General features: G+C 69.5%; 13 protein-coding genes. 6 read left to right on the top strand and 7 right to left on the bottom strand.

Going from position 1 to position 15,211, the window contains the following annotated elements:
* Positions 1-22: 22 nt before the first annotated feature.
* Entirely contained in the window at positions 23-1,213 is a 1,191-nt protein-coding gene (locus EJP67_RS05075) for an MFS transporter (protein WP_126020100.1), read from the bottom strand.
* Between the two features lie 94 nt (positions 1,214-1,307).
* On the opposite strand from EJP67_RS05075, the gene EJP67_RS05070 reads away from it, so the two are divergent.
* Positions 1,308-2,270, top strand: a complete 963-nt coding sequence (locus EJP67_RS05070) for a LysR family transcriptional regulator (RefSeq protein ID WP_126020098.1) — start codon at positions 1,308-1,310, stop codon at positions 2,268-2,270.
* Here EJP67_RS05070 and EJP67_RS05065 read toward each other — a convergent pair.
* From EJP67_RS05065 to EJP67_RS05055, 3 genes are all read right to left on the bottom strand, one after another.
* Positions 2,219-2,989 (bottom strand): fumarylacetoacetate hydrolase family protein, encoded by a 771-nt coding sequence (locus EJP67_RS05065; RefSeq protein WP_126020096.1) that lies wholly within the window; start codon positions 2,987-2,989, stop codon positions 2,219-2,221. The genes EJP67_RS05070 and EJP67_RS05065 overlap by 52 nt on opposite strands.
* Before the next feature lie 30 nt (positions 2,990-3,019).
* The gene (locus tag EJP67_RS05060; RefSeq protein WP_126020094.1) at positions 3,020-3,997 is read right to left on the bottom strand and encodes a Bug family tripartite tricarboxylate transporter substrate binding protein; all 978 of its coding nucleotides are present in this window, start codon (positions 3,995-3,997) and stop codon (positions 3,020-3,022) included.
* Between the two features lie 73 nt (positions 3,998-4,070).
* The gene (locus EJP67_RS05055; RefSeq protein WP_126020092.1) at positions 4,071-5,312 is read right to left on the bottom strand and encodes a pyridoxal-phosphate-dependent aminotransferase family protein; all 1,242 of its coding nucleotides are present in this window, start codon (positions 5,310-5,312) and stop codon (positions 4,071-4,073) included.
* Positions 5,313-5,433: 121 nt separating this feature from the next.
* Between EJP67_RS05055 and EJP67_RS05050 the strand changes: the two genes are divergently transcribed.
* From EJP67_RS05050 to EJP67_RS05035, 4 genes are all read left to right on the top strand, one after another.
* On the top strand, positions 5,434-6,129 hold the full coding sequence (locus EJP67_RS05050) for a GntR family transcriptional regulator (protein ID WP_126020090.1): 696 nt from the start codon (positions 5,434-5,436) through the stop codon (positions 6,127-6,129).
* Between the two features lie 46 nt (positions 6,130-6,175).
* Positions 6,176-9,253, top strand: a complete 3,078-nt coding sequence (locus tag EJP67_RS05045; protein WP_126020088.1) for an FAD-binding and (Fe-S)-binding domain-containing protein — start codon at positions 6,176-6,178, stop codon at positions 9,251-9,253.
* A 66-nt stretch (positions 9,254-9,319) separates the two neighbouring features.
* Positions 9,320-10,558, top strand: a complete 1,239-nt coding sequence (locus EJP67_RS05040) for a YbfB/YjiJ family MFS transporter (RefSeq protein WP_126020086.1) — start codon at positions 9,320-9,322, stop codon at positions 10,556-10,558.
* Positions 10,555-11,091 (top strand): methylated-DNA--[protein]-cysteine S-methyltransferase, encoded by a 537-nt coding sequence (locus tag EJP67_RS05035; protein WP_126020084.1) that lies wholly within the window; start codon positions 10,555-10,557, stop codon positions 11,089-11,091. Before EJP67_RS05040 ends, EJP67_RS05035 begins: the two co-directional genes overlap by 4 nt.
* Here the strand turns inward: EJP67_RS05035 and EJP67_RS05030 are convergent.
* Both EJP67_RS05030 and EJP67_RS05025 read right to left on the bottom strand, forming a co-directional pair.
* A complete protein-coding gene (locus EJP67_RS05030) occupies positions 11,088-12,314 on the bottom strand; it encodes an MFS transporter (RefSeq protein WP_126020082.1) in 1,227 nt (408 codons plus the stop codon). The two genes, EJP67_RS05035 and EJP67_RS05030, sit on opposite strands and share 4 nt — an antisense overlap.
* Positions 12,315-12,371: 57 nt before the next feature.
* Positions 12,372-13,307: a LysR family transcriptional regulator gene (locus EJP67_RS05025; RefSeq protein WP_126020079.1), complete on the bottom strand. Its 936-nt coding sequence runs from the start codon at positions 13,305-13,307 to the stop codon at positions 12,372-12,374.
* Between the two features lie 131 nt (positions 13,308-13,438).
* On the opposite strand from EJP67_RS05025, the gene EJP67_RS05020 reads away from it, so the two are divergent.
* The gene (locus EJP67_RS05020) at positions 13,439-14,296 is read left to right on the top strand and encodes an NmrA family NAD(P)-binding protein (RefSeq protein ID WP_126020077.1); all 858 of its coding nucleotides are present in this window, start codon (positions 13,439-13,441) and stop codon (positions 14,294-14,296) included.
* Here the strand turns inward: EJP67_RS05020 and EJP67_RS05015 are convergent.
* A complete protein-coding gene (locus tag EJP67_RS05015) occupies positions 14,293-15,183 on the bottom strand; it encodes a LysR substrate-binding domain-containing protein (protein ID WP_126020074.1) in 891 nt (296 codons plus the stop codon). The two genes, EJP67_RS05020 and EJP67_RS05015, sit on opposite strands and share 4 nt — an antisense overlap.
* Between the last annotated feature and the right edge of the window lie 28 nt (positions 15,184-15,211).

Here is a 15,211-nt window from a genome sequence, read left to right as displayed (position 1 = left end):
CTCGGCTCGAGTGCTGGAAGACTCAGGCCCGGGCCGAAGCGCAGTCGGCCAGCGCGTCGCGCGGCTCGCGCCTGTCGAGCGCGCGGCTCCACAGCGCGATGGCCAGGCCCACCAGCGTGAGCAGCGCGGCCACCCAGCCCAGCGCGCGCAGGCCGGGGCCATGGTCGATCACCACGCCGCCGACCCAGGCACCAAGTGCGTTGCCGAGATTGAAGGCCGCGATGTTCAGGCTCGAAGCCAGGTTCTGACCGGCGCCCGAAGCCTTCTCCAGCACCCGCAGCTGCATCGGCGCCACGGTGGCGAAGGAGGCCACGCCCAGCAGTCCGACGAACACCACTGCGGTGAAAGGCGTGCCGATGGTGAACTGCATTGCGCCGAGCACCACCGCCAGCGCCACCAGCGTGCCGAACACGGCGGCCATCGGCGCCCGGTCGGCCAGCTTGCCGCCTAGCAGGTTGCCGACCGCGAGGCCGCCCCCGAACACCAGCAGGATGGGCGACACGGCCGATTCCGACAGGCCCGTGACCTGGGTGAGCAGCGGCTGGATGTAGGTGTAGACCACGAACACGCCGGCAAAGCCGAGCACTGTCATCGCCAGGCCGAGCAGCACCTGCGGACGCGCAAGCACGCCCAGCTCCTCGCGCAGCGGCGCGGCCTTGGCCTCTTCCTTGACGCGGGGAACGAACACCGAGAGCACCGCGAAGGCCAGCACGCCGATCGCCGTCACGGCCCAGAAGGTAGAGCGCCAGCCGAAATGCAGCCCCAGCCATGCACCGGCGGGCACGCCGAGCAGCGTGGCGGCAGTCAGGCCGGTGAACATGATCGCGATGGCCGAGGCGCGGCGTTCTGGCGCCACCAGCCCGGTGGCGACCACCGAGCCGACGCCGAAGAAGGTGCCGTGCGCCAGCGAGGTGACCACGCGCGCGGCCATCAGCATTTCGTAGTTGGGCGCAAGGGCACAGGCGAGGTTGCCGAGCGTGAAGATCGCCATCAGCGCGAGCAGCACCGTCTTGCGCGGCAGCTTGCGGGTGGCGATGGTGAGTACGGGAGCGCCGACCGCGACCCCGAGGGCGTAGCCCGAGATCAGCAGGCCGGCGGCCGTGATGGAGACGTGAAGATCCGTCGAGACCTGCATCAGCAGGCCCATGATTACGAACTCGGTGGTGCCTATTCCGAAGGCACCGGCGGTGAGGGCAAGTAGAGCGATTGGCATGATGCCCTGTACTGTGATGACGAATGCCATCGATGACTAGAATGCCACGGCTACATAGACTTGTGACTTGAAATCACAGAAATGAGGAAGAGCCATGCCGCGCATCGAGGTCAACCGCTCCGGCGAAATGGAAGCCTTCGTGCAGGTGGTGGAGTCGGGCGGCTTCTCGTCCGCCGCGCGCCTGCTGGGCATGACGCCTTCGGCCGTGAGCAAGCTGGTGGCGCGGCTGGAGCTGCGCCTGGGCATCCAGCTCGTGCACCGTTCGACGCGCAAGCTGCAGCTCACGCCCGAGGGCACGGAGTTCTACGAGCGCAGCCTGCGCGTGCTGGCCGACATGGACGAGGCCGAGCGCTGCGCCGCGGCCGGCGCCGCGCCTCGCGGGCGGGTGAGCATCAACGCCAGCGTCTCGTTCGGCCACCACAAGCTGGTGCCTCTGGTGCCACGCTTGCTGGAGATGCACCCGCAGATCACGCTCGACATCGCGCTGACCGACCGCATCGTCGACCTGATGGACGAGCGCGCAGACATCGCGATCCGCTGGGGCCAGCTGCCGGCGTCGGACCTTGTCGCGCGCAGGCTGGGTGAAACCAGCCAGGCCATCGTCGCCGCACCTGACTACCTCGCCAAGTACGGCACGCCGCGCACGCCGCAGGAGCTGCAGGCGCACAACCGCCTTGGCTGGAGCTACCGGCGCAACACGCCCGACTGGCCGCTGCGCGTGGACGGCCGCATGCAGTGGCTGCCCGTTGCCGGCCCGGTGCGCGCGGGCGATGGCGAAACGCTGCGCCAGCTGGCCATCGCCGGGGCGGGTGTGGCGCGGCTGTCGCTGTATCACATACAGCACGACATCGACGCTGGCCGGCTGGTGCCGCTGCTGGAGGAATTCAATCCGGCCGAAGTGGAGCCGATCCACGCGGTCTACATCGGCAAGGCCGGCACGCTGCCCGCGCGGGTGCGGGCGGTGCTCGACTTCCTGGTGGCCTGCTCGGGCGTGGGAGGCGGGCGCTACACGATCAAGCGCACGGCGCCGACGCCGGGAAACTCGGCCGTCACCTGATCGCCGCGCCGGCAGGGCAGCACGCCCACCCATGAGCCCGTGGTGACGACGGTGCCGGCCGTCGCCGTCCGCCCGTTGCGCGTGATGTGGCGCAGCCAGATCGGCAGCAGCCACGCCGGGTCGGCCAGCGGGTGCGTGCCTTCGCGCACCACCACTTCGGCATTGCCGATCTTCGTCTCGCAGCGCTGCGAGGCCCAGTCGACGGCGGCGAAAGGCTTCCACTCGCCGAGCACGAGCGCGCCGTGCACCTGCGAGTCGGCCAGGCGCAACAGGGCGGGCGTGGAGGGGAGGTCCTGCCAGCGTGCGTCGACGATTTCCACTGAAACCGCCATGGCGTCGATCAGCGCTGCCGAGTTTTCGTGGTCGAGCGTCGCAGCTCGCGCGGGCGTCACGTCCTGGCCGAGCCGCAGGGCGATCTCGGCCTCGATGCCGGGCGTGTGGAAGACGAGGTCGCTGAAATCCGCCGGGCTCTGCCGCACGCCTTCAGGCGGCAGCGGCGCATGCGTGAGCGTCGCGCTTCGCGAGCCGCCGCCCGACTTCCATGCGCGGGGCACCGGCTGGCTCTCGAACCAGCCGAGCGCCGCCGCAACGGCGTCCTGCACTTCATAGGCCTGTGCCGCGGTTTCGAGTGTGTCGAGCCAGGGCGTGGCGTCGAGGGTGCGGTTGCCGCGGCGCGCGGCCACGAGTGCGTCGGTGAGGGCGGTCTGGGATGAATTCATCTTCCGGATCTTCTCAGCAAAGCAGGCCCTTCAGGTCTCGACGTGAACGTTCCCGTCCTTCACCACCTTCGCCCACTTGGCAATCTCCGTGCTGATGAACTGCCTGAACTTGTCCTGCGAGCCGCCGCCGTCCTCCGCGCCGTAGGTGTCCAGCCGCTCCTGCACGTCGGGCATCGCCAGCACGGTGTTCACGTCGCGGTTCACCTTCTGCGCGATGGAGGCAGGCAGCTTGCCCGGGCCGGCGAGGCCGTACCAGGTGGTGGCCTCGAAGCCCTGGAAGCCTTGCTCCTGCATGGTCGGCACGTTGGGGTGGCCCTTGGCGCGCTTGGTGCGCGTCTGCGCCACGGCGAGCACGCGGCCGTTCTTCACGTGCGGCGTGGCGGCCGTCATGGTCTCGAAGCTGTACTGGATCTGCCCGCCCATCAGGTCGGCCAGCAGCGGGCCGCTGCCCTTGTAGGGCACGTGCAGCGCATCGACGCCGCCCTGCAGCTTGAACATTTCCAGCGCCAGGTGCTGCGCCGAGCCGGCGCCGGCCGAGCCGAAGCTCAGCGTGCCGGGCGCGGCCTTGCAGGCGGCGACGATGTCCTTCACCGAGAGCGCCTTCTGCGCCGGGTTGGCGATCAGCAGGTTGGGCGTGACGCCCACCAGCACGATGGGCACGAAGTCGCGCTCCACGTTGTAGCGCAGCTTGGGCTGCAGGCTGGGCGCGAGCGCGTGGCTGTTGATGTGGGCCATCAGCAGCGTGCTGCCGTCGCTGGGCTGCTGCGCCACGTAGTCGGCCGCGAGCACGCCGGCCACGCCGCCCTTGTTCTCGACGATCACCTGCTGGCCCCACATCGTTGTGAGCTTCTGCGCGACCACGCGGGCCAGCGCGTCGGTGCCGCCGCCGGGCGGAAAGCCGACAACGATGCGCACCGGCCCCGTGGGCCACTCCTGCGCGAAGAGCCGGGGCACGCCCAGCGTGGCGGCCGCGGCGCCCGCAGCCTGGATCAACGAACGTCTCTGCATCTTCCTTGTCTCCGTCGTGGGTGGGAATCCGATGCGCGCCGGCAGTGGCGCTGCGAGCCTGTGAGCCTGTTGTCTAGGCGGCTTTCTGCAGCGCGGCCGGTGCCGTGTGGCTCGAGAAGTGGTCCATGGCGGCCTGCACGCCGCTGCCTGCCAGCTTGATGCCCGCGAGCTTCATGCCCATCTCGACACCGGCGACCATGGCCACCAGCGTCAGGTCGTTGCTGTCGCCCAGGTGGCCCATGCGGAACATGCGGCCCTTGAGCTTGCCCAGGCCGGTGCCCAGCGAGAGATCGAAGCGCTGGTGGATCAGCCGGCGCAGCGCGTCGGCGTCCACGCCCTCTGGCGTGATCACGCCGGTGAGCACGGGCGAGTACACGGCCGGGTCGGCGCACTGGACCGGCAGGCCCCAGGCGTTGACGGCGGCGCGCACGCCGGCGGCCCAGCGCTGGTGGCGCGCGAACACGTTGTCCAGGCCTTCGCCGAGGATCATGTCCAGCGACTCCGAGAGGCCGTAGAGCAGGTTGGTGTTGGGCGTGTAGGGCCAGTAGCCGTCCTTGTTCATCTCGACGATCTCGTCCCAGGCCCAGAAGGCCTTGGGCAGCTTCGCGTGCTTCGCGGCTTCGAGCGCGCGCGGCGACAGCGCGTTGAAACTGATGCCTGGCGGCAGCATCAGGCCCTTCTGCGAGCCGCTGACGCACACGTCCACGCCCCATTCGTCATGGCGGTAGTCGGCGCTGGCAAGGCCCGAGATGCTGTCGACCATCAGCAGGGCGGGGTGGCCCGCGGCGTCGATGGCCTTGCGCACCGAGGCGATGTCGGAGGTGACGCCGGTGGAGGTCTCGTTGTGCACCACGCACACGGCCTTGATCTTCTTCTCGGTGTCCTTGCGCAGGCGGGCCTCGATGAGATCGGCCTGCACGCCGCGGCGCCAGCTCGGCGCGTTTGGCAGTTGCGCGTCGGTGCCTTGCCAGGCGAGGAACTCGGTGGACAGGCCCAGGCGCGTGGCCATCTTCTGCCACAGCGAGGCGAAGTGGCCGGTCTCGTACATGAGCACGTGGTCGCCCGGGCTCAGCGTGTTGGCGAGCGCGGCCTCCCAGGCGCCGGTGCCCGAGGCAGGGTAGATCGCGACCGGGTGCTTCGTCTTGAAGATCTGCCGGATGCCGCCCAGCACCTTCAGCCCGAGCGTGCCGAATTCGGGCCCGCGATGGTCGATGGTGGGCAGGCTCATGGCCCGCAGGATGCGGTCGGGCACGGGGCTCGGACCGGGAATCTGGAGAAAGTGGCGGCCGGTGGGATGGATGTCGAGTTGCAGCATGAACGCTCCTTTCGCGTTCAGTTTTGCATTCAAAATTCATTTTTGCTTGATGGTTTACCCGTATCTGCCAAGGTTGTGGGTCCTGTTTTTTGCATTCAAAATGCATTCAAGGGATAAAACCATGACCGCCGAAATCATCGAAATCTCCAGGCTCGCGCTGCACGACCAGGTGGCCGCGCGCCTGCGCACCATGCTGGTCGAAGGGCTCATCGCACCCGGCGCCAAGCTCAACGAACGCGAGCTGTGCCTGCAGCTGAACGTGTCGCGCACGCCGCTGCGCGAAGCCATCAAGCTGCTCGCGGCCGAAGGGCTGGTCGACCTGCTGCCCAACCGGGGCGCTGTGGCGGTGAAGCTCACCGAGGCCGACGTGCTCGACACCTTCGAGGTGCTCGCCATGCTCGAAGGCATGTCGGGCGAGCTCGCCGCACGGCGCATCACCGACGAAGAGCTTGCCGAGGTGCGCGCGCTGCACTACGAGATGCTGGCCTGCTTTGCGCGGCGCGATCTCTCGGGCTACTACAGGCTCAATGCGCGTATCCACACCGCGATCAACGAGGCGGCGGCGAACCCGGTGCTGTCGAACACCTACCGCTCCATCAACGCCCGCGTGCAGTCGCTGCGCTTTCGCACCAACCAGAACGAGGCGAAGTGGAAGCATGCGGTCGAGGAGCACGAGCAGATGATCGACGCGCTCTCCAAGCGCGACGCCGAGGCCATGCGCAAGGTGCTCGTGTCGCACGTGCTGCGCAAGCGCGACACGGTGCTGGAGCTGCTGCGTGCCGGCGAGATCTATCCACCGGCCAAATCAGCCAAGTAAAGCGGCCGAGTAAATCGGCCAAGTCCGTCAAAGCGACCTGATCACCATGCGCATCGACCCCGCCAGCCACATGCAGCCAGCCGGAACTGTTCTTCCGCCCAACGAAGCCTGCGAGCTGCTGGCGCGCCGCCTGCGCGCCGAGACGCAGGGCGAGGTGCTGTTCGACGACGCCTCGCGCGGGCGCTACGCCACCGACGCGTCGATCTACCAGATCACGCCCGTCGGCGCTTTCGTCCCCACGAACGAGCGCGATATCGCCACCGCCATCGACATCGCCCGTGACCTGAAGGTGCCGGTGCTCGCGCGCGGCGGCGGCACCAGCCAGTGCGGGCAGACCACCGGCGCGGCGCTGGTGATCGACAACAGCAAGCATTTCCGCCGCGTGCTCGACGTGAACGTGGAGGCGGGCACGGCCACGGTCGAGCCCGGCCTGGTGCTCGATCACCTCAACGCGCAGCTGAAGCCCCACGGGCTCTGGTACCCGGTGGACGTGTCGACCAGCGCGCAGGCCACGCTGGGCGGCATGGCGGGCAACAACTCCTGCGGCTCGCGCTCCATCGCCTACGGGAACATGGTGCACAACGTGCTGGGCGCGAGCGCGTGGCTGTCGAACGGCGAGCTCGTCGACTTCGGCACCGTGGGTTCGCTGGGCGTGCGCGCGGCGGGCATCGCGCAGTTCGTGCGCAGCCTCGCGCGGCAGCACCGCGAGGCGATGGCAGAGAACTGGCCCAAGGTCATGCGGCGCGTGGCGGGCTACAACCTCGACATCTTCGACAACCAGAGCGAGCGGCCCTACACGGCCGACGGCAGCGTGAACCTGGCGCACCTGCTGATCGGCTCCGAAGGCACGCTGGCGTACACCCGCAGCCTGACGCTCAAGCTCGCGCCGCTGCCGCGCGCCAAGGTGCTGGGAATCGTCAACTTCCCGACCTTCCATGCCGCGATGGACTCGGCCCAGCACATCGTGAAGCTCGGGCCCACGGCGGTGGAGCTGGTCGACCGCACGATGATCGAGCTGAGCCTGGCCAACCCGGCCTTCAAGCCGACGGTCGAGACCGCGCTGATCGGCAAGCCGGCAGCCATCCTGCTGGTGGAGTTCTCGGGCTCCGACAAGGCTTCGCTGCTGCCGCAGCTGAAGCAGCTCGTCGAGCTGATGGGCGACCTCGGCCTGCCCGGCAGCGTGGTCGAGATGCCCGACGAGGCGCGGCAGAAGAACCTCTGGGAGGTGCGCAAGGCCGGCCTCAACATCATGATGAGTCTCAAGGGCGACGGAAAGCCCGTGAGCTTCATCGAGGACTGCGCCGTGCCGCTGGAGCACCTGGCCGAGTACACCGACGCGCTGACCGAGGTGTTCGCGAAGCATGGCAGCCGCGGCACCTGGTACGCGCATGCCTCGGTCGGCACGCTGCACGTGCGGCCGATCCTCGACATGCGCACCGACGGCGCCGCGAAGATGCGCGCCATCGCCGAGGAGGCGAGCGAGCTGGTGCGCAAGTACAAGGGCGCGTTCAGCGGCGAGCACGGCGACGGGCTGTGCCGCGGCGAGTGGATCGAATGGCAGTTCGGCCCGGCCATCAACGAGGCCTTCCGCGCGATCAAGCGCAAGCTCGACCCGATCGACCTTTTCAACCCCGGCAAGATCATCGACCCGCCGCGCATGGACGACGGCGCGCTGTTCCGCTTCGCGCCGCCCACCGCGCCCAAGCCCTATCGCCGCATCGAACTCAAGCCCGTGCTCGACTGGTCGGCCTGGAACGTCGACGCCGACCCCGTGACCGAGGTGACCACCGCGCCCGGCACCGGCGGCGACAGCACCGGCGGCCTGGCCAAGGCTGTGGAGATGTGCAACAACAACGGCCACTGCCGCAAGTTCGACGCCGGCACCATGTGCCCCAGCTACCGCGTGACGCGCGACGAGCAGCACCTCACGCGCGGACGCGCCAACACGCTGCGGCTGGCGCTGTCGGGCCAGCTCGGCCTCGACGCCTTCACCAGCGAGGCCATGCACGAGACCATGGACCTGTGCGTGGGCTGCAAGGGCTGCAAGCGCGATTGCCCGACCGGCGTGGACATGGCGAAGATGAAGGTCGAGTTCCTCGACCACTACAAGAAGCGCCACGGCCACACGCTGAAGGACAAGCTCGTGGCGAACCTGCCCGACTACGCCCACAAGGCCAGCCGCTTTCCCTGGCTGCTGAACCTGCGCAACAGCGTGCCCGGCGCCGCATGGCTGGGCGAGAAGCTGCTGGGCTTCTCGGCGAAGCGCTCGCTGCCCGAATGGCGCGGCGACACCTTCTGGCGTGCGCGTGCCAACGAGCCGGGCCTGTTCGTCGAACGCGAGGTGGCGCTGTCGATCGCGCGGCGCGGCGGCAAGGCGGCGGTGCTCTTCGTCGACACCTTCAACGGCACCTTCGAGAGCGAGAACGCGTTCGCGGCCGCGCGCGTGCTGCAGGCGGCGGGCTATGTGCTGTACACGGTCGAGAAGAGCGGCGGGCATCACTGCTGCGGACGCACCTTCCTGGCCAGCGGCATGGTCGACGAGGCCAAGAGCAAGGCCGAGGCGCTGATCGACGCGCTGCTGCCGCTGGCGCGCGCGGGCGTGCCCATCGTCGGACTCGAGCCTTCGTGCCTGCTCACGCTGCGCGACGAGGCGCTGGTGATGGGCTTCGGCGAGAAGGCCGAGCTGGTTGCCAAGCATGCGCTGCTGTTCGAGGAATTCATCGCCCGCGAGCTCAAGCAAGGCCGCTTCGAGCTGCCGCTGAAGCCGGCCGAAGCGCCCATCCTGCTGCACGGCCACTGCCACCAGAAGGCCTTCGGCGCGGTGAGCCCGGTGATGGAGGTGCTCAAGCTCATTCCCGGCGCACAGGCCGAGCTCATCGAAAGCTCCTGCTGCGGCATGGCCGGCAGCTTCGGCTACGAGGCCAGCCATTTCGAGGTGTCGATGAAGATGGCCGAGGCCAGCCTGCTGCCCGCCATCCGCGCGAAGCCGGGTGCCATCGTGGTGGCCGACGGCACCAGCTGCCGCCACCAGATCGGCGACGGCGCGCAGCGCGAGGCGGTGCACGTGGCGGTGCTGCTGGAGCGGCACCTGCTGCATACAGACCCGGTGGCCGAAGCGGGTTGAGCGGCCGGCGCCTGCAGGCTCGCGGCGGCTGCCGCAGAATAGGCCCGCCTGCCGCCCGCCACGCCAATGCCGACGACGCTCGCTTCTCCATCCCCCATCTCCGCCCAGCCCACGCTGCGGCTTGCCTTCGCGCTGTCGATGGGCGCGGCTGTGTCGCTCGGCATCACGCGCTTCGCCTACGCGCTGCTGCTGCCGCCCATGCGCGCGGACTTGGGCTGGAGCTATGCGCTGGCTGGGGGCATGAACACGGCCAACGCGGTCGGCTACCTGATAGGCGCGCTGGGCACGCCGGCGCTGATGCGGCGCTTCGGCGCGACCCGGCTTCTCGTATTCGGCGCGGTGCTGGCCAGCGTGTTCATGGCGGGCAGCGGCTTCGTCACCGATGCGTCGGCCTTGCTGCTGCAACGGCTGCTGGCGGGCGTGGCCAGCGCCTGGGTGTTCGTGGCGGGCGGGCTGCTCGCGGCCCGGCTCAGCGATGCGGGCTCCGCGCGCGGAGGTCTGCTGCTGGGCATCTACTACGGTGGCACCGGCTTCGGCATCCTGCTGTCGGCCTTGCTCGTGCCGCAGGTGCTGCGCGCGGCGGCCGACATGCCTCACGGATGGGCTTGGGCGTGGTGGGCGCTGGCGGTTGCGAGCGCGGCCGCCACCTGCCTGCTGGCCTGGGCGGGGCGTGCGATGCCGGAACAACAGTCTGCTGCGCCCGCGGCGCCCGCCGCCGCGGCGGGCTCGGCACCGCCCGTCGCGCTGCATCGCTTCGGCTGGGCGCTTGCCGGCTATGCCCTGTTCGGCATGGGCTATATCGGCTACATGACCTTCGTGATCGCGCTGCTGCGCGAGCAGGGCGCCAGCGCAGGCTTCGTCACGCTGTTCTATGCCTTGCTGGGCATCGCATGCGTGGCGTCTTCCAGGCTGTGGGCAGGGCTGCTCGACCGGTATCACGGCGGGCAGCCGCAGGCACTGCTCAACGGGCTTCTGGGCGTGGCGACGCTGCTGCCGGTGCTGAGCTCGTCGGCGCCGGTGGCGCTGATCTCGGGCGTGCTCTTCGGCGCGGTGTTCCTGTCGGTGGTGGCCTCGACCACCGCGCTGGTGCGCCACAACCTGCCGCCTTCGCGCTGGGCGCAGGGCATCAGCGCCTTCACCATCATCTTCGCGCTGGGGCAGATCGTCGGGCCGACGGTCACGGGCTGGATCTCGGACGGTCCGGGCGGGCTGGCGCGCGGGCTCGTGGCTTCGGCAACGGCCCTGTGGCTCGGCGCGGTGCTTGCGTCGCGCCAGCATTCGCTGCAAAGGGAGACATCGCGATGAGCGGCTTTGCCTTGTTCGAGACTTCCATCGGCATGTGCGCGCTGGCATGGGGCCCGCACGGGCTGGTCGGCGTGCAGCTGCCCGCCGACAACGGAGAGCCCGCCACGCGTGCGCGCATGCGGCAGCGATTTCCTGATCTGCAGGAAGGCCCACCGAACGAAATGGCGCAGCATGCCGTCGAGGCCATCCAGGGCCTTCTGCGCGGCGTGCACGACGACCTGAGCCACATCGAGCTGGACATGAGCGGCGTCTCCGAATTCCACCAGCGGATCTACGCGATCGCGCGGCGCATTCCACCGGGCCAGACCCGCACCTACGGCGAGATTGCCGAGGAGCTGGGCGACAAGGGCCTGTCGCGTGCCGTGGGCCAGGCCATGGGCCACAACCCCTTCGCGCCCGTGGTGCCGTGCCATCGCGTGCTGGCGGCGGGCAACAAGCCGGGCGGTTTCTCGGCCGGCGGCGGCGCGCTGACCAAGCTGCGCATGCTCGACATCGAGGATGCGCGGCCGAACGGAATGGCGTCGCTTTTCTAGGCAGCAGGCACCGGCAGCCGGTGCAGCGTCGCGATGCGCGACGCGAAGATGATCGCCGCCTGCAGCCCGAATCCCGCGAGCGCCAGCAGCAGGCAGGCCGGCTCGCCCCATGCGGCGCCGACCATGCCGCCCAGCGCCGCGCCTATAGGCCGGGCGCCGGCGTTGATCGTGAGGAACACGGCCGACACCCGGCCCAGCATCGTGGCTGCCGTCACGCTCTGGCGCAGCGTGGTCGAGGTGATGACCCAGACCATCGGCCCCGCGCCGAACAGGAAGAACGAGAGCGCCGCCAGCGTCGCGGTCGGCACAACGAGCGTGGCCGCCATTGCTGCTGCAGCCAACACCGCGACCGAGGGGCCAACCTGTATCGCGCGGCCGAAGGGCAGGCGCGCCACCACGCGAGGAGTCAGCAGCGCTCCGACGACCATGCCCGCGCCGTACATCGCCAGCGTGAAGCCCACCGCCTGCGCGCCGAGGCCGAGCACGCGCACGGCGTAGGGCACGTAGCCCGCCTGCAGCACGAACCACGAGATGTTGAAGACCGCGCCGGTCAGCAGCATCGGGCGCAGCATCTCGTGTTGCCAGACGAAGCGCGCGCCGTCGCGTACTTCGAGCAGCGGATGCCGGCTGGCGCAAGGGGCACGCGGTGCCTCGGCGAGGCGCAGCAGCAGGGCCACGGCAGCCGCCGAAAGCACTGCTGCCAGCACGAACGCGGCCGACGCGCCGGCCCAGGCCACGAGGGCACCCGCGAGCGCAGGTCCGGCGGTGAAGGCCGCGCTGCGCGCCAGTTCGAGCCGCCCGTTGGCCGTTGCCAGTGCGTCCCTCGGCACGAGCGCCGGCACCAGCGCGGGTGCCGCGACGCTGAAACCCACGGTGCCGACCGCGCCCAGAAATCCCAGCACCGCCAGCCAGCCGATGCTCAGCTTCGACGCGAACACCATCGCCAGCAGCACGAGAAGCGACACCGCCCGCAGCCCCTCGGCCCAGACCATCAGCCGCCGCCGCGACATGCGATCCGCGAGCAGGCCCATGGGCATCGAGACCAGCAGGAAGGGCAGAGTCTGCACGGCCGCGAGAAAGCCGATCTCGCCAGGCCCCGCGCCTAGCGCGAGCACCGCCACCAGCGGCACCGCCGCGAGGCTCAGCTGTTCGGCGGACTGCGCGGCGAGGTTGGACCAGGCGAGGTTTTGAAATGCGTGGGGGAGGGGCGTTGTTCGAGTCATACCCTCATCGTGCTGGCGGCGGGCCTTCGCGGCTGGCCGTTTCCGGACGCGCGAGCGTCAACGCCGTGGCTTCTTCGCAGCTGGCTCGGAAGCTGGCGAGACAACCTCCATCACGAAATCGATGAAGGCCCGGACCTTCGCGGCTGGCAAGTGGCGCGACGGATAGAGCGCGTAGAGCGGGAGCCGCTCGTCAGGCCAGTCTGGAAACAGATCGACCAGCTCGCCCCGGTCGAGCTGCGGCTGGATGCCCACCGCCTTGATCTGCGCGACGCAGATGCCGGCGAGAACGGTTTCGAGCACCGTGCCTGGATCGGTGAGCAGCAGCCTTCCGGTGGTCGGCACCTTCAGGAGCTTGCGCCCGCGCTGGAACTCCCAGGCGTAGGGTTGACCGGTGACCGGGTTGCGCACCTGCAGGCAGGCATGGCCGGCAAGGTCCGACGGCTTCGCGGGGCGCCCGTGCTGCGCGAGGTAGGCCGGCGTTGCGGCGGTGACCACGCGCGAATCCATCAGCTTGCGGGCCACCAGCGACGACGACGGCGGCTCGCCGAAGCGCACCGCGATGTCGAAGCCTTCGGCGACGAGATCGCCGAGCTGGTCGCGTGCGATCAGCTCCAGCGTGAGGTCGGGATGGCGCGCGAGAAAGCGCGGCAGGTGCCGCGCCAGCAGCAGGCGCGAGGTGAATGCGTCGGTGTTCACGCGCAGGCGCCCGCGCACCGCGCCGGACGCACCCGAGGCGATCGTCACCGCGTCCTCGATGCCGAGCACCAGCGGATTGATGTTGGCGTAGAGCTGCCGGCCTTCGTCCGTGAGGCTCAGTGAGCGGGTGGTGCGGTCGAACAGCCGTATGCCGATGCGGCCTTCGAGCCGGGCGATGGCGCGGCTCACGCCCGAAGGAGTCAGGCCGAGCGCGTTGGCGGCGCTGGCGAAGCTGCCGCCTTCGACCACGGCGGCCAGCACGCCGACGTTGGAGAGGAGGCGTCCGTCGAGAGTCATCTTCTTATTCGTGATCAGGTGTCATGAATGATATGCAATGAGGTCGCTTTACTCAAGGATCGGTTCTTCCTACGATCGTGCCGTCGCATGCGTCAGCCAATCAATCGATCAAGTGAAGAAAAGGAAATCCCATGTACGCAATCACCGGAATCACCGGACAGGTCGGCGGCGCCGTCGCGCGTGCCTTGCTGGCAGAGGGCCAGCGCGTTCGCGCGGTCGTGCGCGACGAAGGCAAGGGCCTTGTCTGGGCCGGGCTCGGCTGCGAAGTGGCCGTCGCCGAGATGAACGATGCCGCCGCACTGGCGCGCGCCTTCGCCGGCACGACCGGCGTCTTCGTGCTGCCGCCGCCGAACTTCGACCCCGAGCCGGGCTTTCCCGAGGTCAGGGCCGAGAACGCGGCGATACGCGAGGCGCTGGAAACCGCGCGGCCGCCGCGCGTGGTGTGCCTGTCGACCGTCGGTGCGCAGGCCGCGCAGCCCAATCTGCTGAGCCAGCGCACATTGCTGGAAGAGGCGCTGCGCACGCTGCCCTTCGCCGTCACCTTCCTGCGGCCCGCGTGGTTCCTGGAGAACCTGCGCTGGGACATCGCGCAGGCCCGCGAGCAGGGCCTGCTTTCCAGCTACCTGCAGCCGCTCGACCGTGCTGTGCCGATGGTGGCGACGGCCGACGTGGGCCGCGTCGCCGCCGAACTGCTGCTGCACGAGGGCGAACTGCCGCGTGTGGTCGAGCTCGAAGGGCCCCAGCGGCTGACGCAGCACGACATTGCCGCCGCGCTCACGCAGGTGCTGGGCCGTCCGGTGCACGCCGAAGCGGTGCCGCGCGAGAACTGGGGCGCGATCTTCCGCGCTCAGGGCATGCGCGACCCGGTGCCGCGCATCCAGATGCTCGATGGCTTCAATGAGGGATGGATCCGCTTCGAGAGCAACGATGCGAGCGTGCGCAAGGGCAGGGTGGGCGTGGCGGAGGTGATCCGCTCTCTTGCCGGCTAGGCAGCCTGCCGCGCCTGCATCTCTTCGAACCACTCGGCCACATAGCCCGCTTCCGGCGCAGCATCGGGCGCGAGGCCGTAGTAGTAGCGCTCCAGCGTCATGCGCAGCGTGGGCAGCGGCGACTCCAGGCGGCCCGAGGCGAGGTCGTGCGACACCAGCGATGTCGGCGCCAGCGCGATGCCCAGTCCGTCGACCGCCGCCTGCAGCACGAAGTGCAGGTGGTCGAACTGCAGCCGGCCCGCCGGGCGGGCGCGGGGGGCGCCGACCTGCTTCTTCCAGGCGTCCCAGTCGTCCTTGCGCGTGCGGGCCGAAAGCAGCACGTGCGAGGCGAGGGCGCGCAGGTCCGGCAGCGGGTGGGTCTTGAAGAGCGCAGGGGCCCCGACCACCAGCACTTCATCTTCGAGAAATGGCCGCACCTCCATCGACGAGGGCCAGCCTTCCAGGCCCCGGCGCACCGCGATGTCGAAGCTGCCGATGGCCTCCTCGGGCATGACGGTGCTGGTGACGACCTGCGGCTCGATCTCCGGAAAGCGCTCGACGAAGGAGGGCAGGCGCGGAATGAGCCAGCGCACCGCGAAGGAGGGCCGCACGTTGATGCGCACGGCGCGCGCCGGTCCCTGCGACTGCAGCGCCCGCGCGGCGGCGTTGATCTGCGCGAGCGCCGGCTGCACCTCGGCGAAGAACTGCTGGCCCTCGGCCGTGAGAGCCACCTGCCGGATGCGCCGCTCGAAGAGCGCGATGCCCAGGAACTCCTCGAGGCTCTTGATCTGCCGGCTCACGGCGCTGTGCGTGACGTGCAGTTCGAGCGCCGCGCGCGTGAAGCTGAGGTGGCGTGCCGCGGCGGCGAAGGCGCGCACGGCGTTCAGGGGAGGCTCTCGAAGCGGCATACGTGCGATTTTCTCACGCATGACGGTC

Source organism: Variovorax guangxiensis (genome assembly GCF_003952165.1).
In the GTDB taxonomy this organism is placed as follows: domain Bacteria; phylum Pseudomonadota; class Gammaproteobacteria; order Burkholderiales; family Burkholderiaceae_C; genus Variovorax; species Variovorax guangxiensis.
This window is presented reverse-complemented; position numbering and strand designations above follow the sequence as displayed.